Genomic DNA, 25,066 nt, shown 5'->3' with positions numbered 1-25,066 from the left:
CTGCTGGGCGTCAGCGCGGCGCGCCGAGCGGCGACGGCAGGATCAGCACGTCGTCGAGGTTCACGAACATGATCCGGTGGCCGAACTGGACCTGCACGTAGCGGTTCTCGCCACGGACCACGGTGCGGTCACCGGGGGCGGAGCCGTCGTAGGAGACCGCCCGGTAGTACTCGCCCGGCAGCACACCGCCCACCGCGTACCGCTGGCCGGCCGCGAACGTGTACTGGAGCGGGGAGATGGCCTGGTACGGAATCGTCTCCGGGTAGGCGGCCTGCTCCGGGTAGGCGCGGCCGTACACCGGGATGGTGGCCTTGCCGGGGCGCGGCGTCACCACGAAGCCGGTGGCCCACTTCGCGGTGGGCGCGGTGGCCGGGTTGAGGAACCACGCCTTCTGGCCGAGGTACCAGATCGCGGTCCAGTCCCCCTGACGGCCGGCCACCGCGTACGTCTGTCCGGCGGAGGCGCGGGCGCCGTGGTCGGAGATGTACATCGTGTCCGGCGTGCCGTCCGGGCGCAGCCCGAGGTCGTTGACCAGCGGGGCGTCCGCGCTCGGCGCGGTCCGCAGCACCACCGCCGACGAGCCGCGCGACGGGCAGGTCTCGGCCGGCGGGGTGGGCGTCGGGACGCCCGGCGGCTGCTGGTTGCAGCCGACGAACGCGGGCCGGTTGGTGGCGAAGTCCGGGTCGATGGTGACCAGCCCGGTACGCGACGTGCCGGTGGCCCGGAACGGCGCCTTCATCAGGTCGAAGTAGTGCGACCAGTCCCAGTAGGGGCCCGGGTCCCAGTGCATGCCCCGCACGTTCGCGGCGGTGATGCCGGGCACGTTGTCGTGGCCGATGATGTGCTGCCGGTCCATCGGGATGCCGAACTTCTGCGCCAGGTAGCGGACCAGTTTGGCCGAGCTGCGGTACATCGCCTCGGTGTACCAGGTGCCCTGCCCGGCGAAGCCCTCGTGCTCCAGGCCGATGGACTTGGCGTTGACGTACCAGTTGCCGGCGTGCCAGCCGACGTCCTTGGCCTTGATGTGCTGCGCGACGTAGCCGTCCACCGACCGCAGCGTGTAGTGCCAGCCCAGGTAGTCGGCACGTTTCACCAGGTCGACGCTGGGGGCGAAGTAGCCCTCGGTGTCGTGGATGACGATGTATTCGATCTTCTGCTGCTTCGGCCGGTCGCCCAGGTCGTGGTTGCCGTAGTCGCCCGGGTCGGCGCTGAGCTGCTCGTAGGGGGCGGGAATCCACTCGCAGGCCAGCCGCACCGGGCACTCCAGCCCGTCCGGCCGCGCGGCGTGGCGTAGTCCGAGCCGGGCCAGCACGGCCCGGTCCGGCTGCGCGGCGGTGGCGGCCAGCGTGACCCGTTGCCCGTCGTCGGTGGTCCGGGCCGCGCCCTGGCCGAGCTGGTCGTAGACCTCGTCGGCGAAGGCTGCCGCCGCGTCGGACGTGTCCGCGCCGGAGTAGCGGGCCACCGCGCCGTACCAGGCCGCGACGTCGCTGCCGGCGCCGACCGGCCCACCCAGTGCCTTCTGGTACGACGCCAGCAGCGCCGCGCCGCCGCGGATGTTCGCCGCCGGGTCGGTGCGCAGCGTCTGCGCGTCCAGCCCGGTGAGCGTGGCGGCGGCGTCGAGCGTCTGGAGCGAGGCGGCCGGCAGCGGCGTCTCCCGGGTCGGCGCGGCGGCGGTGGCCGGGTCGAGCCGGAGCGGGCGGGCGTCGTCGCCGCGCGGGTCCTCGTCCTCGTCGACGTGGGCGCTGCCCGGCGTGGCCAGGACGTGCGCGGCGTCGGTCAGGTGCATCGGGCCGTAGCCGCCGCTGGTGCTGGGCTGGCCCGGGTGGGTGTCCCACCTCGACTCCAGGTAGGAGACACCGAGCAGCACGTTCTGCGGTACGCCGTACTCGGCCGCCGCGGCTGCGTACTGCTGCTGACGGTCGCCGATGGGCCGGTCCGCCTGCGGCGCGGCGCTCACCGGGCCGGTGGTGGCAAGCGCGGTGGCGGTCGCCACGGCGGCGGCGAGCAGTATCCGTCTGCTCGGCGGCGGGGCTGTGAGGTGCATCGAACCTCCTGGACAGGGATGGGGGTCACTGCGTTCCCACCCTCACGCCAGCCACCCGTGGGGGTCAATACCTTTCCAGGAGGCAATCCAACGCGAAGAAAATCTCCATTCACGTTCGCGCGGCGCATCCGGTACGGAGTGTCACGGCCGTTCGGGTTGCGGATCGATAACGGGAATCCTTACTCTGGTCAATCGTCGGCCGCATGTTTCACCGTCCAGCCCGGTCGGTGACGGCCCGACACCGCCGAGTCGCCCACGGGCGAACCGGGGACCCAGGTTCCTGGGGTGAATCCGCAGCCACTGCGGTAGGGCGCTTCCCTTCCCGCCCGAACCCGTCAGCTAACCCGGTAGGCGGTCAGGCAGAAGGAGTACGGACGCCCGGTGGCCCACCATGCCCCGCGGCCGACGTCGAGCCGGTCGGTCGACCGGTCCGCCGCCGTGCCGCGTTTCCGCTGGTCCCGCTTCACCACCACACTCGCCGCCCTGGTCGGCGCCGCGGTCGTCCTGACCGGTGGCGCGACGGCGGCGCACGCGGAACCCTCGGTCGCCGAGATCGAGGCCCAGATCGACCGCGACTGGAACAAGCTCGAACCCGTCATCGAACAGGTCAACGCCGTCCGCGGGCAGCTCGCGGTGCGCCGCAAGCAGGCCGACGCGCTCGGCAGGCAGATCGCCCCGCTCCAGGCCCGGGTGGACGCCGCGCTCGGCCAGGTCGGCGGGCTCGCCGCCGACGCGTACAAGGGCGACAACCTCTCCACCGTCAACGCGCTGCTGGGCAGCCGTTCGCCGAGTGAGCTGGTCACCGGCCTGGAAATGCTCGACCGCTTCGCGCACCACCAGCAGGAGCAGGTCCGCGACATCGCCGCGCTGCGCGACGAGCTGGCGGCGAAGAAGAAGCCGCTGGACGCGATGGTCGCCGACCTGAGCCGCACCGAGGCCCAGCTCGCGGCGAAGAAGAAGCAGATCGACGCCGAGATCGCCAAGCTCCAGAAGCTGCGGCTCAAGGTGTACGGCAACGGTGGCGGCGGCCCGCTGCGCCCGGCCCCCTGTCCCGCCGGATACCCGGGCGGCGCGGCCGGGGTGGCGGTCAAGTTCGCCTGCGCCCAGATCGGCAAGATCTACGTGTGGGGCGCGGCCGGCCCGGACCACTTCGACTGCTCGGGCCTGACCATGGCCGCCTGGGCGAAGGCCGGGGTCTCGCTGCCGCACAACGCCCGCCAGCAGCACGACGTGACGAAGCGGGTCAGCCGCGCCGAGCTGCGCGCCGGTGACCTGGTCTTCTACTACGGCGACCTGCACCACGTGGGCATGTACGTCGGGGACGGCTGGGTGGTGCACGCCTCCCAGTCCGGCAAGCCCATCACCATGAAGCGCGTCGACGACGGCGACATCAACAGCTACGGCCGCCCCGGCTGAGGTGTTAGGAGGGGCCCCCGGTTAACGCATTCCGCATAACAGGGGGCCCCTCCTCACAACCACGCTCGGCGTCAGCGGGTCGGCCAGGTGCGCCAGCTCTGCCAGGACCGGCTCGGCGTCGGGCCGCGTTGACCCTGGTAGCGCGACCCGTAGACGGCCGAGCCGTACGGGTGCTCGGCCGGCGACGAGAGCCGGAAGATGCAGAGCTGGCCGATCTTCATGCCCGGCCAGAGCGTGATCGGCAGATTCGCCACGTTGGACAACTCCAGCGTGACGTGGCCGGAGAAGCCCGGGTCGATGAAGCCGGCCGTGGAGTGGGTGAGCAGGCCGAGCCGCCCCAGGCTCGACTTGCCCTCCAGCCGACCGGCCAGCTCCTCACCCAGCGAGATCACCTCGAGCGTGGACGCGAGCACGAACTCGCCCGGGTGCAGCACGAACGGCTGCCCCTCGGGGACCTCCACCATCGACGTCAGGTCGTCCTGCTGCACCGACGGGTCGATGTGCGTGTAGAGATGGTTGTTGAAGACCCGGAACAGCCGGTCCAGGCGTACGTCGATGCTGGACGGCTGCACCAGCGTGGGCTCGAAGGGCTCCAGCGCGAGCGTGCCCGCCTTGATCTCGGAGACCAGGTCGCGGTCGGAGAGCAGCATCGGAACACTCTAGCGACAGACGGTGGTGACCAGCGTGTCGGACTACTTCTTCGTACACGTGTTCGATAGACTGTCGGCATGGCTTCCTGGTCCGAATTCGCCGCCGACGAACCCCGACTCGCGGCCGAGATCCGCCTTCTGATGCAGCAGTACGGGCCGGGCTTCGGCTACCTCGCCACGGTCCGCGCCGATGGTGGCCCACGGGTGCACCCGGTCTCGCCGCTGATCACCGACGACGGGCTCTGGTGCTTCGTCATCGACTCGCCGAAGCGCCGCGACCTCGAACGCGACGGCCGTTACGCGCTGCACTCCTTCCCGCCGGAGGAGAGCGACGACGAGGCTTACCTGGCCGGTCGCGCCGTTCCGGTGACCGATCCGGCGACGGTGGACCGGCTGACCCGGATCGGCCGGGCGGCGCCGCAGGGTGACTGGCGCCTGTTCGAGTTCTCCGTCGACGTGGCGATGCTGACCCGCCGTGACCCGATCACCCAGATCGGTGCCGGCCGCCCGGAGATGCGGCTCTGGCTCGACCCGGGGGAGGCCGCACCCGCGTCCGCCACTCCGGTGTCGCCACCCCCGGTCGCGGCCCGGCGTGACGCGCTCGTCCCGGACGGCCGCCGTGGTCGGCACGGCTTCGACACCCGCCGGCCGGCCGCCTGACCGGGCCCGTAAAACGACGGTGCCGGCCCCGTCCGCAGACGGGGCCGGCACCGGTACGTGGTGCGGTGGCGATCAGGCCGCGCGGTAGGCGTTCCACGCGGTCAGCATGCGGCTCGCCTGGCCGGCGGTGAACTGGTACATGCAGGAGTCGTACGTGTAGTCCATGAAGTTGGTGATCGGGTCCTTGCCGGTCGTGGAGCAGGTGTCCCGACCGGTCGGGCACTCGTACGCCGGGGAGGCCTCGGCCGGGGTGTCGGAGACGCTGTCACCCGAGCCCGAGCAGCCGCCCTGGAAGGTGTGGTAGAGGTTCAGCCAGTGGCCGATCTCGTGGGTGCCGGTGTCGCCCTGGTTGTAGTTGGTCGCCGTGCCGCCGGGCAACGACTCGCCGAGCACGACCACGCCGTCCATCTTGTCCAGCGTCCGCTTCGGGAAGGTCGCCCAGCCCAGCAGGCCGTCGCTCAGCTCACCGAGGTACATGTTCAGCGTGTTCTTGCCGCCCGTGCGCAGCGAGGTCTTCATCGACCGCTCCGCCGAGGAGCCCTGCACGATCGGGTACCACGACGCGTTGGTCACCCGGTTGATCTTCGTGAGCTGGAAGCTGAACGCGGTGGCCGCGCCGCCGGTCGAGCCCGCGTACGCCTGGTTGAGCACGCTGATCTGCTGGGTGATCAGCGAGTCCGGGATGTTGCCACCGGCGCGGGTGCTGTTCTCCTGGATGACGTGCACGACGACCGGGATGGTCACGGTCGCCAGCGGGGCGACGGCGCCGGTCCGGAAGTTGGCCCGCTCGCGCTGCGCGGCGGCGAGGTCGGCCTCGCGGTCGCGAACCTGCTTGGCGGTCAGGTGGTTCGGGTCGAGCTTGGCGTGGCCGCCCTTGGCGACACGGGCGTCGGCGTGGGCGTCGGCCGGCTCGGCGCACACGCCGGCCGGGGCGGCTGAGAAGGCCGAAGCAGCGGGGACGACGCCGACGGCGGCGGTGCTGAGCAGCAGCGCGAGGGTCGACGTCGCGACACCGGCGGTACGCCGGGTCAGCAGGTTGGGACGGAGTCCCATGGGCCCACCTCTTTCTGACGGCGTGGCAGGGGGTGTGTCACGCCGAGTCGGAAACGTGTGGCAGACGTTACATCCCATCGAGGGATTTGAGAACGACCATATGTTGCCGGCGTGCAACATCCGTTGATCAACTCGGCCGGGCCGCGTGGCGGGGGTACCTGGGTGCACGGGGGTGGTGACCTCAGGTACAGTGGTGCCGCTCGCGGGTGTAGTTCAATGGCAGAACATCAGCTTCCCAAGCTGACAGTGCGGGTTCGATTCCCGTCACCCGCTCCACGATCGAGGCCCTGGTGAGGACGACAGTCCCGCCGGGGCCTTCGACGTTTGCCGGGGGCCGGCGGACGCCGAACTCGCGGTCAGGGGGCTACTCTCCGGGGACTGACGAAGATCCATCGGGGGATGATCTTGAAGCTTCTTCTCACGTCCGCGGGCATCAAGAACGCGAGCATCCAGGACGAGCTGGTCGGCCTTCTGGGCAAACCGATTGCCGACGCCAACGCCCTCTGCATTCCGACCGCCGGATACGCCATGGGCGGTCCCGCCGGGGCGTGGCGCTTCATCACCGGTCAATCCGTCATACCGATGTGCGAGTTGGGGTGGAAGTCGTTGGGCGTGCTGGAACTCACCGCGTTGCCCAGCGTCGGGGAAGATCGCTGGGTGCCCTGGGTCCAGGAGGCGGACGCCCTGCTGGTGGGCGGCGGGGACGCCCTGTACCTGAGCCACTGGATGCGGCAGTCCGGGTTGGCGGAGCTGCTGCCGTCGCTGGATGCGGTCTGGGTGGGGGCGAGCGCCGGCAGCATGGTGATGGCCCCCCGGGTCGGGGCCGAATTCGTCGCCTGGACACCACCCGGCGGGACCGACGAGGCGCTGGGCGTGGTCGACTTCTCGATCTTCCCGCACCTGGATCACCCGGACCTGCCGGAGAACACCATGGCCGAGGCCGAGAAGTGGGCCGCCGGCATGTCGGGACCGGCATACGCGATCGACGATTCAACAGTCCTCACCGTGATCGACGGCAGCGTCGAGGTCGTCACCGAGGGGCATTGGAAGCTGTTCCCGGCACAGTCGTGACGACAGGCGATCTGCCCGCCGTGGGGCCGGATCGCGTTCTCAGGACCGGTTCCCGCGCGCCAATCCCGCTTCCAACTCGGCCAGGAAGTCCAGCAACTGTCGCCGCGCGGCGTCGTCGTGCGTGCGGTGGTTCAGGAACGTCGACGTGACAGCGTGCGAGCGGTCCCGGACGACCTCGACCAACGCGGCGAGCTGACGCCGGGCCTCGACCACCGCGTCCGGCCCCACCCGACGGCACCACGCCGCGACGAGGGCGGGATCGGTGGAGATGGCGTCGATCCCGCAGCACAGGCGGACGCACTCGACCTCGCAGTGGTCGAGGCAGCCGCTCAGGGGCGACGGGATGTCGACCGACACCTCCCTCACCGCTGATCCCCCGGGTGCGTGCCGCCTACCCGAGGGCGCTGCTCCGGAGTCGGGTGCAGGTCGAGGACGTGCCGCAGCCCCGGCTCCCCACCCAGGTCCACCTTCCCGGCCTTGACGAACCCGGTCCGCCGGAGCACCGCCAGTGACGCCGGGTTCGCCAGCGCCGCGTCGGCGACCAGCCGGCGCAGCCCGTACTCGTCGCGGGCCAGCTCGCTGACCCGCCGCACGCCGTACTGGGCGAGGCCGCGTCCGGCGGCGCGTTCGGCCACCCGGTAGCCCAGCTCGGCGCTGCCGTCGGCCACGTCGACCAGGTTGAACCGCCCGAGCACGAAGCCGTCGTCGTCGACCAGCACGTGGAAGTGGCAGACGCCGCGGTCCTGCTCGTCCAGCAGGGCGGCGAGCCGGTCGGCGAACAGGTCGAAGTAGGCGTCGCCGCGGTCGGGCACGTAGCGGGCGAAGTAGGCCCGGTTCTCCCGCTCGAACCGGTACAGCACGTAGGCGTGATGGGTGGCGAGTCGTTCGAGTTCCGGCACCGGGCCAGGCTAGTCGCCGGCGCCCGTCGTACCCGGATGGCAGCATCGCGGGATGCGCGACGAGATCCGGGCCCTGGTCGAGGCGTTGGCGCCGGGCGACGAGCAGGAGGCCCGGCACCGGGCGGCGGCGTTGGTCTGGCTGGCCGGCACGGAGGACATCTTCCGCCGGGTCAAGCCGCGCACCCCGTCGCCGCACCTGGTCGCCTACTTCCTGCTCCGCGACCCGTCCGACGGCGCGGTGCTGCTGGTCGACCACCGCAACGCCGGCCGGTGGCTGCCCAGCGGCGGTCACGTCGAGCCGGGCGAGCACCCCGTGCACACCGTGCGCCGCGAGCTGCGGGAGGAACTGGGCGTACCAGCGGTCTTCGCACCGCCGTTCGGCGAGCGACCGGCGTTCCTCACCGTCACCGAGACGGTCGGCCCGCCTGCGCAGCGGCACACCGACGTCAGCCTCTGGTACGTGCTGGACGCCCACCGCGAGCAGCGGTTCACCCCCGACCCGGTCGAGTTCCGGGGCGTCCGCTGGTGGACGCCGGCCGAGGTGGGCGACGCGCCGGCCGGCACGGTCGAGCCGCACCTGGGCCGGATGCTGGCCAAGCTCACCCGGGGCTGAGCGTCAGCGGATGCGGCTCGCGGCGCGGCACGAGCGCGATGGCCGACAGCGTCGCCGCGCCGGCCAGGCCGACCAGGAAGAACAGCGACAGCGCCGGCTGACCGAGCCACTCCCAGAGGGGATGCCAGCTCGGATGCGGTTCGTCCAGGTGGTGCCCGACCAGGGAGAAGGTGGTGAGCACCGCGGGCGTCCACCAGAGGATGAGGGTGATGCCGAGCAGCAGTGGCACGCCACGTCGACCGTCGGTGCGCCGGCTCGCCCAGCCGAAGGCCAGCCAGGCCAGGACGCCGCCGACCAGCCCGGCGAGAGCGGCGGCGGGGAGCACGGCGGGCGGCGTCGCCCGCTGAACCTCCACGTAGAGGTACGAACCGTAGATGTCGGGGTCGTTGAAGGTGGCCCGCAGGACGGTGTCGCCGCGCCGGGCGACCAGCACGGTCTCGACCGGCTCGCCGGCCCGCTCGCACCTGGCGTTATAGCAGGTCTGGAGCACTGTCGAGGTCGGCTCGGGCACCTGCCAGCCGTCGGCCTCCAGTCGTCGCGTGGCCGTCGCCAGCGTGCGGTCCGGGGGCGTCGGCATCGGGCCGGATGCTGATCCGGATGCCGAGCCCTCCTGGTATTCGCCACCGTCACCGAGGACGAGCCCACGCCACTGGCTGAGCCGCAGCGGCTGGTTGTAGTAGACGAAGAGCGCCGGCGCGGTCGACACGTCGTCGCTCAGCCGGTGGCCGGGGAACGCCTCGGTGAAGACGGCGGCGAACTCGGCCCGGTCCGGCTGCGGCCGGGACGTCTCCCAGGTGAGCCGGGCGGCGAGCGCGGCGGTGAACAGTCCGCAGATCAACGCCGTCAGCGCCGCCCAGACGACGACGGTGCGGCTCGCGGGCCGGCCGAGCCGGCAGCGGAGCCCGCCGCGAACCAGGTCGGCGGCCTCGCGGAGCGTGGGTCGGGTTCGCCCGGGTGGTGCCGAGTCCAGCAGGAGTCCCAGGATCTCCGGGCCGCGTTCCCGCCGGTAGGCGCGGGGGTAGGCGAGGAGCAACCGCCGGTACTGGTGGGCGAGCGACATGGTCTCCCCTACGGTCTGCGGGTGCGGGCGGGAGGCGGTTCAGGCGGTGCGGGGGCGCAGGGCCCGCAGCCGGGTCTCGGCGACGGTGGCGAGTTGGCGTAGCCGGACGGTCTCGGCCGTGAGCGCGTCGAGGCCGGCCGCGGTGAGGCGGTAGTAGCGACGCAGCCGGCCGTCCACCACTTCTTCGCGGTCCGGTTCGACGAGGCGCTGGGCGGTGAGCCGGTCCAGCGCGGTGTAGAGCGTGCCCGGCAGCAGGCTCACCCGCCCGGCGGAGAGCGTGGCGACCTCCTGGGTGATGCCGTAGCCGTGCCTCGGCCCGCCAGCGAGCGAGGTGAGGATCAGGAACGTCGGCTCCCGCATCTGGGTCATGTCGACAACATATATAAGTCTTCGATATATGGTCAACGCTCTTGACCCGGCCCCTGCGGCAAGCCGCAACGTGATCCGGGCCGGCCCACCGGGGCCGGCGTGAGGAGGAGACTGACGTGCGGCTGCTGACCATCGGGGCGTTCGCCCGCGCGGCCGGACTGACCGCCAAGGCGCTGCGCGTCTACGACGACTGCGGGCTGCTGCCGCCGGCCGCCGTGGATCCGCACTCCGGTTACCGCTACTACGCGCCGGAGCAGCTCGACCGGGCGCGGCTGATCGCCGCGCTGCGCCGGGCCGGCATGCCGTTGGCCGAGATCCGGGCCGTCTGCGCGCTGCCGCCGCCGGCCGCCGCCGAGGCGCTGGACGCCTGGTGGCGGCGGGTCAGCGCGGACGCCGAGGCCCGTGGCCGGGCCGTCGCACTCCTCGTCGACCAGCTCAGCGAGAGGGGCACCATCATGTCCGAGCACACCTTCCGGTACGCGGCGCGCTGCGAGACCGGCGCGGTCCGGGACTCCAACGAGGACGTCGCGTACGCCGGCGACACGCTGCTCGCGGTCGCCGACGGCGTACGCGGTCCGGGCGGGTCAACCGCCAGCGCGGCGGCGGTGGACGCGCTGCGGCCGTTGGCGGCGGCCGACGCGCCGGCGGGCGATCTGCTCGCCGCGCTGGGCGACGCGGTGAGCCGGGCCGACCGGGCGGTACGCGCGCAGGCCACCGACGCGGACCGGCCGGCCAGCACGCTCACCGCGATCGTCCGGCGGGGCACCCGGCTCGCCCTGGTGCACGTCGGGGACACCCGGGCCTACCTGCTGCGGGGCGGCGAGCTGTCCCGGCTCACCCAGGACCACACGTACGTGCAGACGCTCGTCGACCAGGGGCGGCTCACGCCGGCCGAGGCCGGGGCGCACCCGCAGCGGGCGCTGCTGGCCCGGGCACTGGGCGCGGGCGGCGAGGTGGAGGCGGACCTGGCGCTGCGGACCGCCCTGCCCGGTGACCGCTACCTGCTCTGCTCGGACGGCCTCGCCGCGGTGGTCGACCCGGGCGCGCTGCACGCCGCGCTGGCCGGGGCGGACGACCCGGAGACCGCCGTCGGGCACCTCGTCGATCTCGCGTACGCGGCGGGCGCGCCGGACAACATCGCCTGTGTGGTGGCCGATCTCGTGACCACGTAGCGGGACGCTCCGGGCCGTACGCTGGGGATCATGCGGATTGGCATCGTGATCCTGCCGGACCAACGCTGGTCGGAGGCGCGCCGGCGGTGGGCGCAGGCGGACGAGTGGGGCTTCGACCACGCCTGGACGTACGACCACCTGGGCTGGCGCGACCTGGTCGACGGGCCGTGGTTCGACTCCTGGACGACCCTGACCGCGGCGGCCTCGGTGACCTCCCGGGTCCGGCTCGGCACGCTCGTGGCCTCGCCGAACTTCCGCCATCCGGCGGCGTTCGCCCGGCAGGTGACCGCGTTGGACGACGTCTCCGGCGGGCGGGTGCTGCTCGGGCTGGGCGCGGGCGGCATCGGCTTCGACTCGGCCGTGCTCGGCGGCGAGACGCTGCCGCCCCGGCAGCGGGTCGACCGGTTCGCGGAGTTCACCGAGCTGCTCGACCTGATCCTGCGCGAGGACGGCACGACGTGGCGCGGGGAGTGGTTCGCGGCGGTGGACGCCCGCAACAACCCCGGTTGTGTCCAGCAGCCCCGGGTGCCGTTCGTGCTGGCCGCGAACGGTCCCCGGTCGATGCGCCTGGTCGCCCGGTTCGGGCAGGGGTGGGTGACCACCGGCCTCGGCGGGGACGACCTGGCGGGCTGGTGGGACACGGTGGCGGAGCTGTCCGACCGGATGACCCGGGCGCTGGAGCAGGCTGGCCGCGACCCGGCCACCCTGGACCGCTACCTCTCGCTCGACTCGGCTCCGGTCTTCTCGCTGACCAGCGCGGACTTCCTCGCGGAGCAGGCGGCCCGGGCGGCCCGGCTGGGCTTCACCGACGTGATCACGCACTGGCCCCGGGCCAGCAGTTGGTACGCCGGCGACGAGGCGGTGCTGACCGAGGCGGCGGCGCTGCTGCCGGAGCTGCGCCGCGTCGGCTAGAGGCGTTAGGAGGGGCCCCCTGTTATGCAGAATGCGTTAGCAGGGGGCCCCTCCTTCACACCAGCCCTGACACCGGTCAGATCAGACGGGCGGCGTGGCCGGGCGCGGCCAGCACCCGTTCGTCGCCGGTGGCCGCGTACGCCTCCAGCGCCGCGTCGGCCAGCTTCACCACGTGTTCGTCGCCGTGCCGGGCCGCCCGGGCGAACACCTCGGCCGGATCGGTGGGCCCGTCGACAGGCGTGGCGGCGGTCGGCGCGGGTGCGGCGTACACCGAGGTCACGGCCGCCGTCGCGGCCCAGGCCGCGGCGACGCTCGGCGCCCGCAGCGCCGGGTCCAGGGCCGGCAGGGTACGCAGCACCGCGGTCGGCGCGGTGACCGCGTGCACCAGCATCACCGGCTCGCCGTGCCCGAACCGCAGGTAGTCCAGCGCGGCGCGGTGCACCACCTCGGTGAGCGTGCCGGCCGCCCGGTCCGGGTCGGTCGGCGGACGCAGCGCCGTGACCGCTGTCGACCAGCCGGGCTCCCCGGTCAGCCGGCCCAGTCGCTCCCGGATGCCGCCGCTGCGGTCCGCGATCCGGGGCACCCCGGCCAGTGCCGCCGCGACGTCGGCGTGACCGGTGAGCGGGCCGGCGCCGGGGACCGGCTGCCAGCGGGCCGCCCAGTAGCCGAGCGCCTGGCCCAGCTCGGCGCGGCGCTCCGGGGTCTCCCCGTCGGTGTGTAGCACCCGCACCGCGTGTCCGACCCGGATCACGCCGTGGGTGGCGCCGGCCGCGATCCCGGGGAGCAGCCGGGGCCACCATTCGCCGAGCACCTCCCGCCACGGCCGGTCGCGCAGCTCGCGGTCGAAGTGGTCGAGCCAGTCGCCGGCCCGCTTCGGGTCACCGAGCGCGGCCCGCCAGTCGTCGATCGGCCGCAGCCCCCGGGGCAGGTCGTCGAGCCGGCGCAGGTAGCCGTCGAGCCAGCGGTGTACGCGGGCGCCCTGCCCGTGCCGGACCAGCGCCTCGGCGGCCATCGGCCCGTGGTTGGAGAGCCAGCCTTCGAACTCGGGGCCGGTGCGGTGCAGTCGGTGGTACGCCTCGTCGAGGATGCCGTCGTCCATCCGCCGATGGTCGGGGTTGAAGCATGCTTGAGGTCAACCCCTCAGGGCAGGTCGTCGCCGGTGAGCAGCGCGCGGACCCGCAGTCGCGCGCGGACGGCCGCCGGGCAGGTGGCGACCAGCGCGGCGGCGCCGACCGGCTCGGCGTCGGCGTCGCGCACCAGCCGGCACAGCGCGTCCAGTTGCGCGCCGGTGTCGACCCAGTCGTCCACCAGCAGCACCCGGTCGCCGGGGCCGAGTCGCCGGCCGTCCACGCCGATCCGGAGCCGCTGCCCCCGGTGGTCCGGCGGGGTCCCGGCCCACCGCGTCGGCCCGATCCGGCGTCGCTCGCCACCGTCCTTGTACGCGGGCAGGAACCCGGCGCCGGCGGCCACCGCGACCAGCGGGCCGAGGAGCAGCCCGGTCACCTCGGGGGCGACCACCACGGTCGGGCGCGCGTCGGGGTGCAGGCCGGCCAGCGCCGGCCCGACCTCTGCGAGCACCTCGGGGTCACGCCACCAGCCGGAGAGGTCGCTGACCAGGTGGCTGCTGTCCGGCCCGGGGTCGGCCCAGCGGAACAGTTCGACCAGGCGACGGTTCAGCACGCCTCCATCCTGCCCACCCGTCCACCGTTCGGCCCAACGGCCGTGGCTTGATCGGCTACACGTAGCACAGCAAATGCGGCCATACCACCATGATCACGTTGACGTCGGAAGTGCTTCTCTCGTTACGGTCCGGGCCGGTTTGTTGAGTTGACGAAAGGACCGGCCCGGTGGCTGCTAGGCACCTTCGTACCCGCAGATTGTTCTCCTCGCCGGCCGGCATCGCTGCCACCGCGGCGGTCGGCGTGGCGCTCGCGGTCGGCGGCACCGTCGGCGCGGTGCAGCTCACCGCCGCCGAGCCGCCCGCCGCGCCGGCCCTGGTCGAGGCCCCGCCCAGCACGGCGGCCCCCACCTCGGCCGCGCCGTCGCCGAGCGCCTCCGCCACCGCGAGCCGGAGCCCGTCGCCGAAGGCCACCCCGAGCCCGAAGCCGACCCGCACCCAGCCGGCGTCCCGGGGCAAGACCCGGACCGCGGCGCCGAAGCCGACCGCGACGAAGAAGAAGACCGCCGCCCCGAAGGTGGTGGAGAGCGGCTCCTGCGGCGCGTCCTTCTACGACGAGGGCCAGATGACCGCGAACGGCGAGACGTTCGACCCGGACGCGCTGACCGCGGCGCACAAGACGCTGCCGTTCAACACCCGGGTCCGGGTCACCAACCCGGCCAACGGCAAGTCCGTGGTGGTCCGGATCAACGACCGGGGCCCTTACATCGACGGCCGGTGCATCGACCTGTCCCGCGCCGCGTTCGCGGCCATCGCCTCGACCGGTCTCGGCGAGGTGGACGTCCGCTACGAGGTGCTCGGCTGACAGCCGGTCCGGCAGAACTTCCGCGACGGACGGGCCGCGTTCGTTCTCCGGTTCACATCCATCAGGCATGCTGTCCGATGTACGTACGCAACCCTTCCAGCCGGGCCGCGGCCCGCTGAGCCCCGGATCCCGCGCCGGCCTCGGCGCGGCCCTCGCGCTGCTCGCGATCGTGTCGGCGGCGGAGGCGGCCGACGGCCGGCCGGTGCACTACCTCGCGCTGATGGCCGCCGCGCCCGTCCTCGCCGGCGCGCTGGCCTCCTGGCGGGTGGTGCTGGCCGTGGGGGCGCTGGCCACCGCGGCCGGGGTCGCCTTCGCCGCGGCCGAGAAGGGCATGCCGCTGGTGACCGCCGTCAGCGTGGCCGCCATCGTGCTGGCCACCGCGATCTCCGCCGCCACGGCGGCCGTGCGGCAGCGTCAGACGGAGCGGATCGCCGAGCTGACCCGGCTCGCCGCGGTCGCCCAGCAGGCGGTGCTGCGTCCGCTCGGTCCGCAGGTCGGCACGCTGGCGGTGGCCGCGCGCTACATCTCCTCCACGGCCACCGCCGAGATCGGCGGCGATCTGTACGAGGTGATGGACACCCCGTACGGCGTCCGGATGATCATCGGGGACGTCCGCGGGAAGGGGCTGGACGCGGTCCGGTTGGCAAGCATCGTGCTCGGTTCCTACCGGCACGTGGCCTACGAGCGGGCCGACCTGCGCGCGGTGGTGACCGACCTGGACCGGGCGGTGGCCCGCAACGTCGGCGACGAGGACTTCGTCACCGCCGCGCTGGTCGAGGAGCGCGGCGGCACGCTCACCATCGTCAACTGTGGACACCCGCCGCCGCTGTTGCTGCGCCGCGGCGCGGTGATCCCGCTGGAGCCGCCGGCCCCGGCGCCGCCGCTGGGCTTCATGCCGGTGGTCCGGCCCCGGGTGGAGCGGCTGGAGCCGGGCGACCGGCTGCTGCTGTTCACCGACGGGCTGGGCGAGGCCCGGCGGGACGGCGAGTTCTTCCCGACCGCCGACCGCGCCTGGCGACTGCTCGGTCACGGGACGGTCGGCGACGGGCTCGCCTCGCTGGAGACCGCCCTGGTCGAGTGGGTGCAGGACCGGCTCGACGACGACATCGCGCTGGTCCTGATGGAGTACACCGGCCCGCGCAGCGCGGCGGCGGCCCCGGTGCCGAGCTGGGAGGTCGGCGCCGCCGACGGGTGAATGGGAAGTGTGTAATCGCTGTCACTTCCGAGATCGGGTTGTCGTTGCCTACCGGTGAGTAATACAGTCTGGAGTTACTGATCGGTAACACCTGTCCGGAAGCGGGGCCAGCGAGCATGACCCACTACAAGAGCAACCTTCGGGACCTCGAATTCAACCTGTTCGAGGTGTTCGGGGCGGACCGGACGTTCGGCCAGGAGCCGTACACGGACCTGGACGTCGACACCGCCCGTAGCTTCCTCTCCGAGGTCGACCGCCTGGCCCGCGAGGACCTCGCCGCCAGCTATTCCGACAGCGACCGCAACCCGCCGGTCTTCGACCCGGCCACGCACACCGCGCCGCTGCCCGAGTCGTTCAAGAAGTCGTACCAGGCGTTCATGGACTCCGAGTTCTGGCGCCTCGACCTGCCGGAGGCGCTCGGCGGCACGAACGCCCCCCGCGCGCTCTGGTGGTCCCTGGCCGAGCTGGTGCTCGGGGCCAACGCCCCGGTCTGGATGTACGCCTCCGGCCCGTCCTTCGCGCACGTGCTGCACGTCGAGGGCACCGAGGAGCAGCAGAAGTGGGCCCGGCTGTTCATCGAGAAGCAGTGGGGCTCGACCATGGTGCTGACCGAGCCGGACGCCGGCTCGGACGTGGGTGCCGGCCGCACCCGGGCTGTCCAGCAGCCGGACGGCACGTGGCACATCGAGGGCGTCAAGCGCTTCATCACCAGCGGTGAGCACGACCTGAGCGACAACATCGTCCACTACGTGCTGGCCCGTCCGGTCGGCGTGGAGGGCGTCGGCGGCCCCGGCACGAAGGGCCTGTCCCTCTTCGTGGTGCCGAAGTTCCACTTCGACGCCGAGACCGGTGAGCTGGGCGAGCGCAACGGCGTCTACGCCACCAACGTCGAGCACAAGATGGGCCTGAAGGTCTCCAACACCTGCGAGGTGACCTTCGGCGAGCACGGCGTACCGGCCAAGGGCTGGCTGCTGGGCGAGAAGCACGACGGCATTCGCCAGATGTTCATGATTATCGAGTACGCCCGGATGATGGTCGGCACCAAGGCCATCGCCACGCTCTCCACCGGCTACCTGAACGCGCTGGAGTACGCCAAGAACCGCGTGCAGGGCGCCGACCTGATCCAGCAGGCCGACAAGACCGCGCCGCGGGTGACCATCACCCACCACCCGGACGTGCGCCGCTCGCTGCTGATGCAGAAGTCGTACGCCGAGGGCCTGCGCGCGCTGGTCTGCTACACCGCGAGCTGGCAGGACAAGGTCGCGCTCGCCGAGGCGGCCGGCGACGAGAAGGCCACCAGGCTGGCCAAGCGGGTCAACGACCTGCTGCTGCCGTTGGTCAAGGGCGTCGGCTCGGAGCGGGCGTACGAGCTGCTCGGGCACGAGTCGCTCCAGACGTTCGGTGGCTCCGGCTTCCTCCAGGACTACCCGCTGGAGCAGTACGTCCGGGACGCCAAGATCGACACCCTGTACGAGGGCACCACGGCCATCCAGAGCCTCGACCTGATCTTCCGGAAGATCGTCCGGGACAACGGCAAGGCGCTGATGGCGGTCGCCGGTGAGATCCAGGAGCACATCGCCTCCGAGGCCGGCAACGGCCAGCTCAAGGAGGAGCGGCAGGCGCTCGGCAAGGCGCTCGCCGAGATCCAGAACATGATCGGTGTGATGACCGGGTGGCTGGGCGAGGCCCAGGCCGGCGACGCCCGCGCGCTCTACAAGGTCGGCCTGAGCAGCCGCCGGTTCCTGCTCGCGATCGGTGACCTGGTGGTCGGCTGGCTGCTCCAGAAGCAGGCGGACGTGGCGTTGAAGGCGCTGGCCGGTGAGGTCTCCGCCAGCGACAAGGCGTTCTACACCGGCAAGGTGGCCGCTGCCCGGTTCTTCGCCCGCGAGGTGCTGCCCCGCATCGGCGCCGACCGGCGGATCATCGAGGGCGCCGACCTGGAGATCATGGACCTTCCGGAGGAGGCGTTCTAAGCCCTCGCGGGCACTTCCTCCCCTTTCACCTCGACGGCCGGTGGGCGACAGCCCGCCGGCCGTCGTCGTTGGTGGCGCCGGAGGTGGATAGGCCGGCCGGTGGGCGGGTAACCGTCGCGGACCACGACCGGAGTACGCCCAAGGGCCACCGCACGGGGGAGTGCAGCGCACATGGGCATTGGCAGCGCCATCTTTCTCATCGCGCTCGGCGCGATCATGACCTTCGCCATCCGGGCCAACGTCTGGTGGATCGACCTGCGCGCGGTCGGCTGGGTCTTCATCCTGGCCGGGCTGGGCGTCCTGCTGACCACGTTGTGGTTCTGGCAGGACCGTCGCAAGCGGGCCCGCACGCTCATCGTGGAGGAGAACCGGCTCTCCCACCCGACCGCGATGATGCCGCCGCCGCCCGACCCGCCGCCGCCCACCGCCCCGCCTTCCTGACCGCCCCGCCCGCACAGTCAAGCGGGGCGCTCGCCTCTACCGAATGCGTTAACAGGGGGCCCGGCCTTGCACCTCAGCCGCGGGCGGTGTGGCGGGTGGTTAGCGGGGCTTGGGAGAGCTGCGTCCATGCGCCGGCCGGCTCGTGCACCACCAGGTCGGTGGTGCGCAGGCCCTCCGGATCCGCCCGCTCCGGGTCGAGCAGCGCCGAGAGCAGCGAGATGCCCGGATTGTGTGCGACCAGCAGCACCGTGCCGGCCGTCGGGTCCACCGACCGGACCAGCTCCAGCAGCTCGTCCGGGTGCGCCTCGTACGCGGTCGGCTCGTAGCGGACGGCGGGGGCCGGGCCCGCCGGGCCGCCCTCCGGTGGGGACCCGGCCAGGCCCAGCGCCACCCCGTGCCAGGTCTGCCGGGTGCGTCGGGCCGGCGAGCAGAGCACCACGTCGGGGAGCAGCCCGTGCCGGGCCAGCCAGGCGCCGGCCGCCGCGGCGTCGGCGTGACCCCGCGCGGTCAGCGGTCGTTCCGCGTCCGGGGCGTCCCGGGACTGCTCGGCCTTGGCGTGCCGCAACAGCACCAACGTCCGCTGCCGGTTCCTGCCGTCCGTCATCCGCCCAGCTTGCCTGATTGGCGATCGGGGCGCGTGGGTATGTCGATGTGTGCCGCTACCTCATCCATGGCCGCGGCGGGCAGAAACGCCAGCAGGACGCCAAGGAGGCGACGTCATGGGCATCGGTGCCAGCATCTTCCTCATCGCGCTCGGCGCGATCTTCGCGTTCGCCATCGACGCCAACCTGGGATGGCTGAACCTCAACGTGGTGGGCTGGGTGCTCATGCTCGCCGGTCTCGCCGGTCTGCTCACGACGCTCTACTTCTGGAACAGCCGCCGCCGCGTGGTCGCCGCGCCGGTGCGTCAGCAGGTCGTCGCCGAGCCGGTGGTGCCGGTGCAGGGCGACCGGGTCGTGCGCGAGGAGTACCGCGAGGTGCGCCGCCCGGGCTCGGGCTACCCGGCCTGACCCACCCGAGACCCGAGGGCCCCGCAACGGCGCGGGGCCCTCGCGCATGTCCCGGCCCGGTTCGGGTGGGTCGGCTCAGGCGAACAGCGCGAAGTAGATCGCGATGTGGTGGCAGATCGCCGCGACCAGCGTGCACGCGTGGAAGAACTCGTGGTGGCCGAAGACGGTGGGCCACGGGTTCGGCCGGCGCAGCGCGTAGAACACCGCGCCCACGCTGTAGATCGCGCCCCCCACGCTCAGCAGCACCAGCGCGGTGACGCCGCCGGAGTGCAGGATCTCCGGCAGCATCGCCACCGCCACCCAGCCCAGCGCCAGATAGAGCGGGGCGGAGACCCAGCGGGGCGCGTGCGGCCAGATCAGCTTGACCGCGACGCCGGCCAGCGCGCCGCCCCAGACCAGGCTGAGCATGATCGTGGCGTGCCGGGTGTCCAGCAGCAGCGCACAGAACGGGGTGTAGGTGCCGGCGATGAACAAGAAGATCATCGAGTGGTCCATCCGGCGCATGATCTGGTAGCCGCGTTCGGACCAGACCCGCCGGTGGTAGAGCGCGCTGGTGCCGAAGAGGCCGCACACGGTGAGGCTGTAGATCAGGCAGCTCACCAGCGGTGCCCAGCCGGGCCGGGTGGCGGCGATGGAGCAGAGGACGATGCCGCAGGCGAGCGCGGCGAAGAACGCGTACGCGTGGAGCCAGCCGCGCATGCGCGGCTTTCCGATGTCGACCGGCCGGAGCCGGAGCGGTGCGGAGGTGGTCACCTCCTCAGGTTACGCCACCGTAGGTTACTTGCAAGTAGTGTGGACCGTCACGCCCGACGACGCGAGGATGACCGGATGCGGATCAGGCCCGTCGGGGCGCACGCCCTGCTCCTCGACTGCGACGACCCCGACCAGGTCGAGGCGTGGCGCGCCGAGCTGTGGCACCGGCGCGCGGCCGGCGAGCTGGCCGCCGACGAGATCGTTCCCGCCGCGGTCACCGTGCTGCTCGACGGCGTGCCCGACCCGGCGGCCACCGCCGCACGGATCGCCGGCTGGCACCCCCGGAACGCCGCCGCCGGCACCGCCGCCGCCGAGGTCCGGGTGCCCGTGGCGTACGACGGGGCAGACCTGCCCACCGTCGCCGGCCACTGGGGCGTCGACGTGCCGACCGTGGTCGACCGGCTGCGGCGTACCGAGTTCCGCGTCGCGTTCTGCGGCTTCGCGCCCGGGTTCGCCTACCTCACCGGCCTCCCGCCCGAGCTGGCCGTGCCGCGCCTCGCCTCCCCGCGTACCCGGGTGCCGGCCGGCTCGGTCGCGTTGGCCGGCCCGTACGCGGGCATCTACCCCGCCGCCTCACCCGGCGGCTGGCTGCTGGTCGGGCGGACCGAGCTGACCCTCTTCGACGTGCGTGCCGACCCGCCGGCCCGGCTCACGCCCGGCACCCGGGTCCGGTTCGTCGACGCGCCATGATCGAGGTGCTGCGGGCCGGCGCGCTCACCACCGTCCAGGACCAGGGCCGGCCCGGCTGGGCGCACCTCGGCGTGCCCCGGTCCGGCGCGCTCGACCCGGCCGCCCTGCGCCTGGCCAACCGCCTCGTCGGCAACCCGGAGCACGCCGCCGGCCTGGAGATCACCCTGACCGGGTGCGTGCTGCGCGTCACCCGGGCGGTCACCGTGGCGCTCACCGGCGCCCCCGCCGACGTGCTCGTCGAGCGGCGTTCGCGGACCGCCGCCCCCGGGCCCGCCGAGGCGCGCCCAACCGGGCCCCGCCGCGGCGAGGTCGAGCGACGCCCCGGCGACGTCGGGCGACCGCTGTCGTTGCCGGCCGGCGCGGTGCTGCGGATCGGTCCGGCCCGCGCCGGGGTCCGGACCTGGCTGGCCGTCAGCGGCGGGATCACCGTCGAACCGGTGCTCGGCAGCCGGTCCACCGACACGCTCTCCGGCCTCGGGCCGCCGCCGCTGCGCGACGGGGACCGGCTGCCGCTGGGCGCACCGGCCGGCCCGCCGCCCCCGGTGGACCTCACCGTCACCCCGCCGGTGCCGACCGAGGTGTCGCTGGCCGTGCGCCCCGGCCCCCGGCAGGACTGGTTCACGCCCGCCGCGCTCGACCTGCTGCACGGCAGCGCGTACACCGTCGGGTCGGACAGCAACCGGGTCGGCGCGCGGCTGGCCGGCGCCGCCCTGCCCCGCGCGGTGGCCGGCGAACTGCCGAGCGAGGGCCTGGTGCTCGGCGCGGTGCAGGTGCCGCCGAACGGCCAGCCGCTGATCTTCCTGGCCGACCACCCCACCACCGGTGGCTACCCGGTCATCGGGGTGGTGGACGACGTGACAGCGCTCGCCCAGGCCCGCCCGGGGACTACGGTGAGGTTCCATGGACCTCAACGCGGACCTCGGTGAGGGATTCGGTAGCTGGCGGCTCGGCGACGACGAGGCGCTGCTCGGGCTGATCAGCTCCGCCAACGTGGCCTGCGGCTTTCACGCCGGGGACGCGGCCACCATGCACCGGGTGTGCGCCGCCGCCGCCGAACGCGGCGTCGCGGTCGGCGCGCAGGTCGGCTACCGGGACCTCGCCGGCTTCGGCCGCCGGCACATCGCCTACGACTTCGCCGAGCTGCGGGACGAGACGATCTACCAGCTCGGGGCGCTCGACGCGTTCTGCCGGCTCTACCGGACCCGGGTGCGCTACCTCAAGCCGCACGGCGCGCTCTACCACGCGGCGGCGTGCGACGAGGCCCAGGCCGCCGCGCTGGTGGCGGCGATCAGCGGGTACGACCACGAGCTGCCGGTGCTCTGCCAGCCCGGCACCGTGCTCGCCCAGCTCGCGGTCGGCGCCGGCCTGCGGGTGGTGGCCGAGGGCTTCGCCGACCGCAACTACCTGCCCAACGGGGCACTGGTGCCGCGCGGCGCCCCGAACGCGCTGGTGACCGACCCGGACCAGGTCGCCGTGCGGGCCGTCCGGATGGCCGTCGAGCGGACCGTGGTCGCGGTCGACGGCAGCGTGGTCTCCTGCCCCGTCGAGTCGATCTGCCTGCACGGCGACACACCCGGCGCGGTGCGGTGCGCGGAGCTGGTCCGCGCCGCACTCGTCGACGCGGGGGTCACGCTCACTCCGTTCGCGTGAAAGGAGGGGCCCCCTGTTAACGCCTGACGCATAACAGGGGGCCCCTCCTAACGCTCGTCGGCTCAGGACTCGTCGAGGCCGCGCAGCACCAGCGGGAGACGGGTGGCGCCGTCGGTGACCACCCGGACCGGTACGCCCCAGTCCTGCCGGGTCAGGTGGCAGGCGGCGTGCTCGATGTCGGCGTCACAGGTCGCCGCCTGGGCGGTCACCTGCAACACCCCCTGCGTCACGTCCCCGCTGACCACCAGCCGCCGGGACAGGTCGGTGGTCGTGCCCGCGCCGTCGACCAGCAGCTCCGGCGGGGACGCCGAGACCACCAGCCGGGTCGACGGCCCGTACGTGTCGTCGAGCTTCTGCCCCGGCGCCGGTGTGAAGATCACGTCAAGCGTCAGCTCCCCGGCCGCCACGTCCGTGGGCTTGCGCTCCATCCGGTGCCGCGCGCCCGCCACCGTGCTCGCGCCGGCCGCCGTCAACGCGCCGGGTGCCAGCCGGGTCAACCGGTGCGCGGCCGACTCGACCACCAGCACCTCGCCCGCCGGGGTGACCACCAGGTCGCTCGGTTCGGCCAACCCGTCGGCCACGGTCGCGACCTGGCCGGTCGCCGGATCGAAGCGGCGCACCGCGCCGTTGTACGTGTCCGCGACCAGCACCGAGCCGTCCGGGAGCGCGCACACGCCCAGCGGATGCTGGAGCAACGCCTGATCGGCCGGGCCGTCGACGTGCCCGAAGTCGAACAGCCCCTGACCCACGGCGGTGTGCATCTCGCCCGCCTCGACCCAGCGGACCGCGCTGGTCTCGCTGTCGGCGATCCAGAGCCGAGAACCGTCCGCCGAGACGGACAAGCCGGACGGTTGAGCCATCCAGACGTCCGGCAGTGGACCGTCCCGCAGCGCCTCGACCGTGGTGCCGGCGTACATGCCGGCGGTCCGCTTGATCGGGTCGAACCACCAGAGCTGGTGGATGCCGGCCATCGCCACGACCACCCGGTCGTCGTACCAGGCCACGTCCCAGGGGGAGGAAAGGTCGACGGCGCGCGCGTCGTGCGCGTGGTCGTCGACCGACGAGCGCCACTGCCGCCCGGTGCCGGCCACGGTGACCACCTCGCCGGTCTCCAGCCGTACGCCGCGCAGCAGGTGGTTGACCGTGTCCGCGACGACCAGGTCGTAGCCGGCCACCTCGGCCACGTGCGGGGGCAGCAGGCAGAGCCCCTGCGGCTCGGCGAACGTCGCGCCGGCCGCCGGGCCGTCGGTGCGTCCACGGGTGCCCGCGCCGATCCGGCGCACCACGGTCTCCGCGTCCGGCGCCAGCTCGACCAGGGAGTGCCGGGCCGAGTCGGAGACCAGCAGGTTGCCGCCGTCGAGCGGGACGACCTTGCCGGGGAAGCGCAACGCCGTCTCCGGCTCGGCCGGCGGGACGTACGGGCCCTCGCCCCGGTGCAGCGTGCCCTTCGCCTCGTGCGTGGCGATCAGGTCGTCGACCAGCCGGGCCAGCCCTTCGGCGTGCCCCTCGCCGGCCATGGTGGCCACCACGTAGCCCTCCGGGTCGACCACCGACAGCGTCGGCCAGGCCTTCGCCGCGTACTGCTGCCACATGTCCATCTCGGGGTCGTCGAGCACCGGGTGGTGCACGCCGTACCGCTCGACGGCCGCGGCCAGCGCGTCCGGGTCCTTCTCGTGCTCGAACTTCGGCGAGTGCACCCCGATCACGACCAGCACGTCGCCGTACTTCTCCTCGAGCGGGCGCAGTTCGTCCAGCACGTGCAGGCAGTTGATGCAGCAGAAGGTCCAGAAATCTAGGATGACGCAGCGACCTCTCAGGTCCCGCAATGTCAGGTTTCGTCCGCCAGTGTTCAGCCAAGCGCGGCCCCGTAGTTCGGGCGCGCGGACGCGGGATGAGGTTGCCATGCACGCCAGACTGTCACGCCGATACCGAGGACGTCCGCCAGGTCGACAGGGGCCGCGGTCAGTCGCGGCGACGGCGCGGTTCGCCCAGGTCGGCGGCGAGGCTTTCTCCTCGCGTGACGTACCGCCTACAATCAGACACCTGTACTGATGATGGAGGTAAGTTGCACGACGGTGAGGACGAGGAGCTTCTTCGCATCCGAGAAAATCTCCTTGGTCGTCGCGCCGAAAATGGCGCGGCGGGGGCGGACTTGGCCCTGAAGAAGAACGACGATCTCGAATCGGGATTGCGCGCGCTCGGTCTCAACCGGCGCGAACGTGAGCGTTGGCGGCGGCGCGGGAACGACCCGAGGCCCCGTAACGGTGACCGTGATCGCGCGATCGCTGTCAAGCGCATCGATCACCACATCGGCGAGCTAGTCGATTGGACGACAGCCGGCGCGAGCCGGGCCGAGGTCGTCGCGGCATGGGCCCACCTCTCGAACCACGACGTTGACAGGGTCAAGAAGTGGCTGGACAAGGGCGTCGATCCGCTGCGCTTCGCCGAGGTGATGAGGCTTGTGGATAACGGTCTCCGGACGGACGATCTCTTCGCCGAGGTCCACGGCAAGACGATCGCGCAGCATCTCCGGGACGGTAGTTCGGTGGAGTGGTGCCTCCACGCCCTTTACTTCAAGCGCGAGCGCGATGCGTCGATGCGCCCGCAGTTGCGGGGCTCGACGCCCTCAGGTCAGCGGGCATCGTAGGCGGGTAACGCAGGAAGCCCTCGCAGCCGGGCGCGGTCCGGCTGCGAGGGCTTCTTACTTGAACAGGGCGACGATCGCGGCGACTGCGGCAACCAGCGCAAGTAGGGTGTTGGACCAGGCCAGCCGGTAGGCGCGGCGGGCGAGGCGGTCTGATGCTTCGATTGCGCGGCGGCGCTCCCGGCGCTCCAACTCGTCCACGTAGTAGGCCGTCCCAACAACGGTGTGTATTGCGATCTTATCGTGCTCGGCGATGAGTTCATCGTCGGAGGTTTCGCGTAGCGCTTTGATTGGTCTTAGCACGGGCC

General features: G+C 72.7%; 28 protein-coding genes, 1 tRNA gene and 1 riboswitch. Of the genes, 16 read left to right on the top strand and 13 right to left on the bottom strand.

Annotation, left to right across the window (positions count from 1 at the left end):
- Positions 1-10 precede the first annotated feature (10 nt).
- Complete coding sequence (locus tag TPA0908_RS00900; RefSeq protein ID WP_281933728.1) at positions 11-2,044, bottom strand: N-acetylmuramoyl-L-alanine amidase; 2,034 nt, start codon at positions 2,042-2,044, stop codon at positions 11-13.
- Positions 2,045-2,276: 232 nt separating this feature from the next.
- A riboswitch (cyclic di-AMP (ydaO/yuaA leader) is annotated at positions 2,277-2,412 on the top strand.
- 13 nt (positions 2,413-2,425) lie between these two features.
- Here TPA0908_RS00900 and TPA0908_RS00895 point away from each other — a divergent pair.
- A complete protein-coding gene (locus tag TPA0908_RS00895) occupies positions 2,426-3,460 on the top strand; it encodes a C40 family peptidase (protein WP_281933726.1) in 1,035 nt (344 codons plus the stop codon).
- A 71-nt stretch (positions 3,461-3,531) separates the two neighbouring features.
- On the opposite strand, the gene dcd is transcribed toward TPA0908_RS00895, so the two are convergent.
- On the bottom strand, positions 3,532-4,110 hold the full coding sequence (gene dcd / locus TPA0908_RS00890) for a dCTP deaminase (protein ID WP_278108718.1): 579 nt from the start codon (positions 4,108-4,110) through the stop codon (positions 3,532-3,534).
- Positions 4,111-4,188: 78 nt separating this feature from the next.
- On the opposite strand from dcd, the gene TPA0908_RS00885 reads away from it, so the two are divergent.
- On the top strand, positions 4,189-4,770 hold the full coding sequence (locus TPA0908_RS00885; RefSeq protein ID WP_281933722.1) for a pyridoxamine 5'-phosphate oxidase family protein: 582 nt from the start codon (positions 4,189-4,191) through the stop codon (positions 4,768-4,770).
- 72 nt (positions 4,771-4,842) lie between these two features.
- On the opposite strand, the gene TPA0908_RS00880 is transcribed toward TPA0908_RS00885, so the two are convergent.
- Positions 4,843-5,823: a zinc metalloprotease gene (locus tag TPA0908_RS00880; RefSeq protein ID WP_281933720.1), complete on the bottom strand. Its 981-nt coding sequence runs from the start codon at positions 5,821-5,823 to the stop codon at positions 4,843-4,845.
- 202 nt (positions 5,824-6,025) lie between these two features.
- Between TPA0908_RS00880 and TPA0908_RS00875 the strand changes: the two genes are divergently transcribed.
- Both TPA0908_RS00875 and TPA0908_RS00870 read left to right on the top strand, forming a co-directional pair.
- Positions 6,026-6,099 (top strand) — tRNA-Gly (locus TPA0908_RS00875).
- 129 nt (positions 6,100-6,228) lie between these two features.
- Entirely contained in the window at positions 6,229-6,894 is a 666-nt protein-coding gene (locus tag TPA0908_RS00870) for a Type 1 glutamine amidotransferase-like domain-containing protein (protein WP_281933718.1), read from the top strand.
- A gap of 39 nt (positions 6,895-6,933) precedes the next feature.
- On the opposite strand, the gene TPA0908_RS00865 is transcribed toward TPA0908_RS00870, so the two are convergent.
- A complete protein-coding gene (locus TPA0908_RS00865; RefSeq protein ID WP_281933716.1) occupies positions 6,934-7,260 on the bottom strand; it encodes a DUF6331 family protein in 327 nt (108 codons plus the stop codon).
- Positions 7,257-7,793 carry a GNAT family N-acetyltransferase gene (locus TPA0908_RS00860; RefSeq protein ID WP_281933715.1) on the bottom strand — a complete coding sequence of 179 codons (537 nt, stop codon included), beginning with the start codon at positions 7,791-7,793 and terminating at the stop codon, positions 7,257-7,259. The genes TPA0908_RS00865 and TPA0908_RS00860 overlap by 4 nt, the downstream gene beginning before the upstream one ends.
- Positions 7,794-7,845: 52 nt before the next feature.
- Here TPA0908_RS00860 and TPA0908_RS00855 point away from each other — a divergent pair, with 52 nt between their 5' ends.
- A complete protein-coding gene (locus tag TPA0908_RS00855) occupies positions 7,846-8,406 on the top strand; it encodes an NUDIX hydrolase (RefSeq protein ID WP_281933714.1) in 561 nt (186 codons plus the stop codon).
- On the opposite strand, the gene TPA0908_RS00850 is transcribed toward TPA0908_RS00855, so the two are convergent.
- Entirely contained in the window at positions 8,393-9,466 is a 1,074-nt protein-coding gene (locus TPA0908_RS00850) for a hypothetical protein (RefSeq protein ID WP_281933712.1), read from the bottom strand. The two genes, TPA0908_RS00855 and TPA0908_RS00850, sit on opposite strands and share 14 nt — an antisense overlap.
- A gap of 39 nt (positions 9,467-9,505) precedes the next feature.
- Positions 9,506-9,826 carry a PadR family transcriptional regulator gene (locus TPA0908_RS00845; RefSeq protein WP_281934620.1) on the bottom strand — a complete coding sequence of 107 codons (321 nt, stop codon included), beginning with the start codon at positions 9,824-9,826 and terminating at the stop codon, positions 9,506-9,508.
- Positions 9,827-9,951: 125 nt separating this feature from the next.
- Between TPA0908_RS00845 and TPA0908_RS00840 the strand changes: the two genes are divergently transcribed.
- A complete protein-coding gene (locus tag TPA0908_RS00840; RefSeq protein WP_281933710.1) occupies positions 9,952-11,007 on the top strand; it encodes a MerR family transcriptional regulator in 1,056 nt (351 codons plus the stop codon).
- Between the two features lie 30 nt (positions 11,008-11,037).
- Complete coding sequence (locus TPA0908_RS00835) at positions 11,038-11,919, top strand: LLM class flavin-dependent oxidoreductase (RefSeq protein ID WP_281933708.1); 882 nt, start codon at positions 11,038-11,040, stop codon at positions 11,917-11,919.
- A gap of 76 nt (positions 11,920-11,995) precedes the next feature.
- Here TPA0908_RS00835 and TPA0908_RS00830 read toward each other — a convergent pair whose 3' ends face one another.
- Both TPA0908_RS00830 and TPA0908_RS00825 read right to left on the bottom strand, forming a co-directional pair.
- A complete protein-coding gene (locus TPA0908_RS00830; protein ID WP_281933707.1) occupies positions 11,996-13,018 on the bottom strand; it encodes a questin oxidase family protein in 1,023 nt (340 codons plus the stop codon).
- 41 nt (positions 13,019-13,059) lie between these two features.
- Complete coding sequence (locus TPA0908_RS00825; protein ID WP_281933706.1) at positions 13,060-13,599, bottom strand: phosphoribosyltransferase family protein; 540 nt, start codon at positions 13,597-13,599, stop codon at positions 13,060-13,062.
- Between the two features lie 167 nt (positions 13,600-13,766).
- Here TPA0908_RS00825 and TPA0908_RS00820 point away from each other — a divergent pair, with 167 nt between their 5' ends.
- From TPA0908_RS00820 to TPA0908_RS00805, 4 genes are all read left to right on the top strand, one after another.
- A complete protein-coding gene (locus TPA0908_RS00820; protein ID WP_281933705.1) occupies positions 13,767-14,402 on the top strand; it encodes a septal ring lytic transglycosylase RlpA family protein in 636 nt (211 codons plus the stop codon).
- A 67-nt stretch (positions 14,403-14,469) separates the two neighbouring features.
- Entirely contained in the window at positions 14,470-15,597 is a 1,128-nt protein-coding gene (locus tag TPA0908_RS00815; protein ID WP_281933703.1) for a PP2C family protein-serine/threonine phosphatase, read from the top strand.
- Between the two features lie 116 nt (positions 15,598-15,713).
- Positions 15,714-17,570: an acyl-CoA dehydrogenase gene (locus TPA0908_RS00810; protein ID WP_281933701.1), complete on the top strand. Its 1,857-nt coding sequence runs from the start codon at positions 15,714-15,716 to the stop codon at positions 17,568-17,570.
- Positions 17,571-17,741: 171 nt separating this feature from the next.
- Entirely contained in the window at positions 17,742-18,011 is a 270-nt protein-coding gene (locus tag TPA0908_RS00805; RefSeq protein WP_013283345.1) for a DUF6458 family protein, read from the top strand.
- Positions 18,012-18,084: 73 nt separating this feature from the next.
- Here the strand turns inward: TPA0908_RS00805 and TPA0908_RS00800 are convergent, their stop codons facing one another.
- Positions 18,085-18,615, bottom strand: coding sequence for a SixA phosphatase family protein (locus TPA0908_RS00800; protein WP_281933699.1), 531 nt, complete (start codon positions 18,613-18,615; stop codon positions 18,085-18,087).
- Positions 18,616-18,730: 115 nt separating this feature from the next.
- Between TPA0908_RS00800 and TPA0908_RS00795 the strand changes: the two genes are divergently transcribed.
- Complete coding sequence (locus TPA0908_RS00795; protein WP_107158212.1) at positions 18,731-19,021, top strand: DUF6458 family protein; 291 nt, start codon at positions 18,731-18,733, stop codon at positions 19,019-19,021.
- 75 nt (positions 19,022-19,096) lie between these two features.
- Here the strand turns inward: TPA0908_RS00795 and trhA are convergent, their stop codons facing one another.
- Positions 19,097-19,774 carry a PAQR family membrane homeostasis protein TrhA gene (gene trhA, locus TPA0908_RS00790; RefSeq protein WP_281933696.1) on the bottom strand — a complete coding sequence of 226 codons (678 nt, stop codon included), beginning with the start codon at positions 19,772-19,774 and terminating at the stop codon, positions 19,097-19,099.
- Positions 19,775-19,849: 75 nt separating this feature from the next.
- Here trhA and TPA0908_RS00785 point away from each other — a divergent pair, with 75 nt between their 5' ends.
- The 3 genes from TPA0908_RS00785 to TPA0908_RS00775 are packed head-to-tail and all read left to right on the top strand — an operon-like array spanning position 19,850 to position 22,114.
- Entirely contained in the window at positions 19,850-20,464 is a 615-nt protein-coding gene (locus TPA0908_RS00785; RefSeq protein WP_281933694.1) for a 5-oxoprolinase subunit B family protein, read from the top strand.
- Entirely contained in the window at positions 20,461-21,390 is a 930-nt protein-coding gene (locus TPA0908_RS00780) for a 5-oxoprolinase subunit C family protein (protein WP_281933692.1), read from the top strand. The genes TPA0908_RS00785 and TPA0908_RS00780 overlap by 4 nt, the downstream gene beginning before the upstream one ends.
- Entirely contained in the window at positions 21,365-22,114 is a 750-nt protein-coding gene (locus TPA0908_RS00775; protein ID WP_281933690.1) for a LamB/YcsF family protein, read from the top strand. Before TPA0908_RS00780 ends, TPA0908_RS00775 begins: the two co-directional genes overlap by 26 nt.
- A gap of 62 nt (positions 22,115-22,176) precedes the next feature.
- Here the strand turns inward: TPA0908_RS00775 and TPA0908_RS00770 are convergent, their stop codons facing one another.
- Positions 22,177-24,018, bottom strand: a complete 1,842-nt coding sequence (locus TPA0908_RS00770; protein ID WP_281933688.1) for an NHL domain-containing thioredoxin family protein — start codon at positions 24,016-24,018, stop codon at positions 22,177-22,179.
- A 161-nt stretch (positions 24,019-24,179) separates the two neighbouring features.
- Between TPA0908_RS00770 and TPA0908_RS00765 the strand changes: the two genes are divergently transcribed.
- Complete coding sequence (locus TPA0908_RS00765; protein WP_281933686.1) at positions 24,180-24,761, top strand: hypothetical protein; 582 nt, start codon at positions 24,180-24,182, stop codon at positions 24,759-24,761.
- A 54-nt stretch (positions 24,762-24,815) separates the two neighbouring features.
- Here the strand turns inward: TPA0908_RS00765 and TPA0908_RS00760 are convergent, their stop codons facing one another.
- Complete coding sequence (locus TPA0908_RS00760; protein WP_281933685.1) at positions 24,816-25,061, bottom strand: hypothetical protein; 246 nt, start codon at positions 25,059-25,061, stop codon at positions 24,816-24,818.
- Positions 25,062-25,066: the final 5 nt, after the last annotated feature.

The organism is Micromonospora sp. AKA38, from assembly GCF_027925725.1.
Classification (GTDB): Bacteria; Actinomycetota; Actinomycetes; order Mycobacteriales; family Micromonosporaceae; genus Micromonospora.
Note: the sequence above shows the minus strand (reverse complement) of the source record. Positions and strands in the feature narration are given on the sequence as shown.

Coding starts and splice junctions, on each gene's coding strand:
- TPA0908_RS00900 (WP_281933728.1), bottom strand. CDS start 2,044: ATGCACCTCACAGCCCCGCCGCCGAGCAGACGGATACTGCTCGCCGCC.
- dcd (WP_278108718.1), bottom strand. CDS start 4,110: ATGCTGCTCTCCGACCGCGACCTGGTCTCCGAGATCAAGGCGGGCACG.
- TPA0908_RS00885 (WP_281933722.1), top strand. CDS start 4,189: ATGGCTTCCTGGTCCGAATTCGCCGCCGACGAACCCCGACTCGCGGCC.
- TPA0908_RS00880 (WP_281933720.1), bottom strand. CDS start 5,823: ATGGGACTCCGTCCCAACCTGCTGACCCGGCGTACCGCCGGTGTCGCG.
- TPA0908_RS00855 (WP_281933714.1), top strand. CDS start 7,846: ATGCGCGACGAGATCCGGGCCCTGGTCGAGGCGTTGGCGCCGGGCGAC.
- TPA0908_RS00850 (WP_281933712.1), bottom strand. CDS start 9,466: ATGTCGCTCGCCCACCAGTACCGGCGGTTGCTCCTCGCCTACCCCCGC.
- TPA0908_RS00845 (WP_281934620.1), bottom strand. CDS start 9,826: ATGCGGGAGCCGACGTTCCTGATCCTCACCTCGCTCGCTGGCGGGCCG.
- TPA0908_RS00835 (WP_281933708.1), top strand. CDS start 11,038: ATGCGGATTGGCATCGTGATCCTGCCGGACCAACGCTGGTCGGAGGCG.
- TPA0908_RS00830 (WP_281933707.1), bottom strand. CDS start 13,018: ATGGACGACGGCATCCTCGACGAGGCGTACCACCGACTGCACCGCACC.
- TPA0908_RS00815 (WP_281933703.1), top strand. CDS start 14,470: ATGCTGTCCGATGTACGTACGCAACCCTTCCAGCCGGGCCGCGGCCCG.
- TPA0908_RS00810 (WP_281933701.1), top strand. CDS start 15,714: ATGACCCACTACAAGAGCAACCTTCGGGACCTCGAATTCAACCTGTTC.
- TPA0908_RS00805 (WP_013283345.1), top strand. CDS start 17,742: ATGGGCATTGGCAGCGCCATCTTTCTCATCGCGCTCGGCGCGATCATG.
- TPA0908_RS00800 (WP_281933699.1), bottom strand. CDS start 18,615: ATGACGGACGGCAGGAACCGGCAGCGGACGTTGGTGCTGTTGCGGCAC.
- TPA0908_RS00795 (WP_107158212.1), top strand. CDS start 18,731: ATGGGCATCGGTGCCAGCATCTTCCTCATCGCGCTCGGCGCGATCTTC.
- TPA0908_RS00785 (WP_281933694.1), top strand. CDS start 19,850: ATGCGGATCAGGCCCGTCGGGGCGCACGCCCTGCTCCTCGACTGCGAC.
- TPA0908_RS00780 (WP_281933692.1), top strand. CDS start 20,461: ATGATCGAGGTGCTGCGGGCCGGCGCGCTCACCACCGTCCAGGACCAG.
- TPA0908_RS00775 (WP_281933690.1), top strand. CDS start 21,365: ATGGACCTCAACGCGGACCTCGGTGAGGGATTCGGTAGCTGGCGGCTC.
- TPA0908_RS00770 (WP_281933688.1), bottom strand. CDS start 24,018: ATGGCAACCTCATCCCGCGTCCGCGCGCCCGAACTACGGGGCCGCGCT.